The organism is Pseudomonas sp., from assembly GCF_050739655.1.
GTDB lineage: Bacteria > Pseudomonadota > Gammaproteobacteria > Pseudomonadales > Pseudomonadaceae > Aquipseudomonas.
In genome coordinates, this window is sequence record NZ_JBOIBY010000508.1 from 1 (window position 1) to 2,541 (window position 2,541).

Here is a 2,541-nt window from a genome sequence, read left to right on the forward strand (position 1 = left end):
GCCGCAGGCTGCGATCTTTTGCTTTTTAATGCTTGCTGCCACCGGCACAAGTCGGCGAGGCCGGTGCCCCGTCCATTTGTGCCCACTCCTGCGGCGTGTAGGTATGCAGCGCCAACGCATGGAATTCGCCCATCAGCTCGCCAAGCGTGCCGTAGACTTTCTGGTGGCGCTTGACCCGGTTCAGGCCTTCGAACTGCTCGCTGACCACGATGGCCTTGTAATGGGTCTGCAACCCGCGGCTGTGCATGTGGCTTTCATCCAGCACTTGCAGGTGCTCAGGCTGTAACAGGCCCAGCGTCGATTCGATGCGTTGTTGCATGGTCATACCGGACTCCGCTCAAGGCTTCTTCTTGGCTGGAGCGGCGGCGCCTTTAGGCTCCAGCTCGGCAGTCATGTCAGCCAGCAGTTTGTTGACCACAGGCACCGCGCTTTCCAGCTTGGCCTGGGTCATCTGGGCCGATTGCTGAGTCAGCTGCGGCATTTTTTCCAGGACTTTCTTGCCCAGCGGCGACTGGTAGAACGCAACCAGGTCCTTGAGCTCCGATTCGGTGAAATTGGTGGTGTAGAGCTTGACCATGTCCGGCTTCAGCTTGTTCCAGCCGATGGCCTGGTCCAGGGCGGCGTTGGCCTTGGCCTGGTAGGTTTCCAGTACGGCTTTCTTCGATTCAGGGGCTTTGGTTTGCTGGAAGCGCTGAGCAAACATCTGCTGCACTTGCATGTATACCGGAGTACCCAATTTGTCAGCATGTGCCAGGGTCAGGAAAGCCTCGGCACTGGCGTTGTGGCTGGCGGTATCGGCAAAAACAGGGCCGCTGGCACAAGCCAATGCAACCGCGGCACAGATGGCACGAAGACGAGTCATCGAGTTTCCTTTTCTAGCAGACGAGGTAAAACCCCAAGGACGACCATTCTGCGCCTAAAAAAGTGTGTCACTCAACCCCAAGCCTTGTTGCGCCTGAATTTGAGGGGTTCAATGGTCAGAATCCAGACTGATGGAACCCCGGCCGTCGATCACGGCCTAAACTGCGCAAACCGACCTACAGGAGTGTGACTGATGAGCCGTATCGAAACCGACAGCCTTGGCCAGGTTGAAGTCCCGGATGAAGCCTATTGGGGCGCTCAGACACAACGCTCGCTGGTCAACTTCGCCATCGGCAATGAACGCATGCCGCTGGCGGTGCTGCACGGTCTGGCGCTGATCAAAAAAGCGGCAGCGCGGGTCAATGATCGCAATGGCGATCTGCCGGCCGATATCGCCCGGCTGATCGAGCAAGCCGCAGATGAAGTGCTCGATGGCGAACACGACGATCAGTTTCCGCTGGTGGTCTGGCAGACCGGCAGCGGCACCCAGAGCAACATGAACGTCAACGAAGTGATTGCCGGGCGTGCCAACGAACTGGCCGGCAACCCGCGCGGTGGTAAATCTCCGGTCCACCCCAACGATCACGTCAATCGCTCCCAGAGCTCCAACGACTGCTTCCCCACTGCCATGCACATCGCCACTGTTCAAGCGGTGCAGCACAACTTGCTGCCAGCGATCAGCGAGCTGTCAGGTGGCCTTGCCGAGCTGTCGGCCCGGCACATGAAACTGGTCAAGACCGGTCGAACCCACATGATGGACGCGACACCTATCACCTTCGGCCAGGAAGTATCAGCGTTCATCGCGCAACTCGATTATGCCGAGCGGGCCATCCGCAGCGCCTTGCCGGCGGTTTGTGAACTGGCCCAGGGCGGCACGGCGGTCGGTACGGGCCTGAACTCACCCCATGGTTTTGGCGAAGCCATCGCCGCGGAACTGGCCGCGCTTTCCGGGCTGCCATTTATCACCGCCCCGAATAAATTTGCCGCCCTGGCGGGTCACGAGCCACTGACGACCCTGTCCGGCGCGCTGAAAACCCTGGCCGTGACACTGATGAAGATCGCCAATGACTTGCGCCTGCTGGGTTCCGGGCCACGGGCAGGCTTCGCCGAAGTGAAGCTGCCGGCCAACGAACCGGGCAGTTCGATCATGCCCGGCAAGGTCAACCCGACCCAGTGCGAAGCGCTGTCGATGCTGGCGTGTCAGGTGATGGGCAACGATGTCGCCATCGGTTTTGCCGCGAGCCAGGGTCATTTGCAATTGAACGTGTTCAAACCGGTGATCATCCACAACCTGCTGCAATCGGTCCGATTGCTGAGCGATGGCTGCAGCAACTTCCAAGAGCATTGCATTGCCGGCCTGGAGCCGGATGCGGGGAAAATGGCCGAACACCTGGAGCAAGGATTGATGCTGGTGACGGCGTTGAACCCGCACATTGGCTATGACAAATCGGCGGAGATCGCGAAAAAAGCCTACGCCGAAGGGCTGACCCTACGGGAGGCGGCGTTGCAACTGGGGTATCTGACGGATGAACAGTTCGATGCCTGGGTGAGGCCGGAGAATATGTTGGAGGCTGGGGCCAAGGGCTGAGTCCTGTAGCGTCTGGAAGTCCGCCATCGCGGGCAAGCCCGCTCCCACAGGTTTTGTGTCGATTACAAAGTTTGTGGTCCACACAAAACCTG

General features: G+C 59.5%; 3 protein-coding genes. 1 reads left to right on the forward strand and 2 read right to left on the reverse strand.

The annotated features are described in order from the left end of the window. Positions 1–25 precede the first annotated feature (25 nt). Both ACRESJ_RS24150 and ACRESJ_RS24155 read right to left on the reverse strand, forming a co-directional pair. Positions 26–325 carry a BolA family protein gene (locus ACRESJ_RS24150; RefSeq protein WP_431760153.1) on the reverse strand — a complete coding sequence of 100 codons (300 nt, stop codon included), beginning with the start codon at positions 323–325 and terminating at the stop codon, positions 26–28. Positions 326–337: 12 nt separating this feature from the next. Continuing rightward, positions 338–862 carry a DUF2059 domain-containing protein gene (locus ACRESJ_RS24155; RefSeq protein WP_431760154.1) on the reverse strand — a complete coding sequence of 175 codons (525 nt, stop codon included), beginning with the start codon at positions 860–862 and terminating at the stop codon, positions 338–340. A gap of 192 nt (positions 863–1,054) precedes the next feature. Here ACRESJ_RS24155 and ACRESJ_RS24160 point away from each other — a divergent pair, with 192 nt between their 5' ends. Then, positions 1,055–2,449 carry a class II fumarate hydratase gene (locus ACRESJ_RS24160; protein WP_431760155.1) on the forward strand — a complete coding sequence of 465 codons (1,395 nt, stop codon included), beginning with the start codon at positions 1,055–1,057 and terminating at the stop codon, positions 2,447–2,449. Positions 2,450–2,541 lie beyond the last annotated feature (92 nt).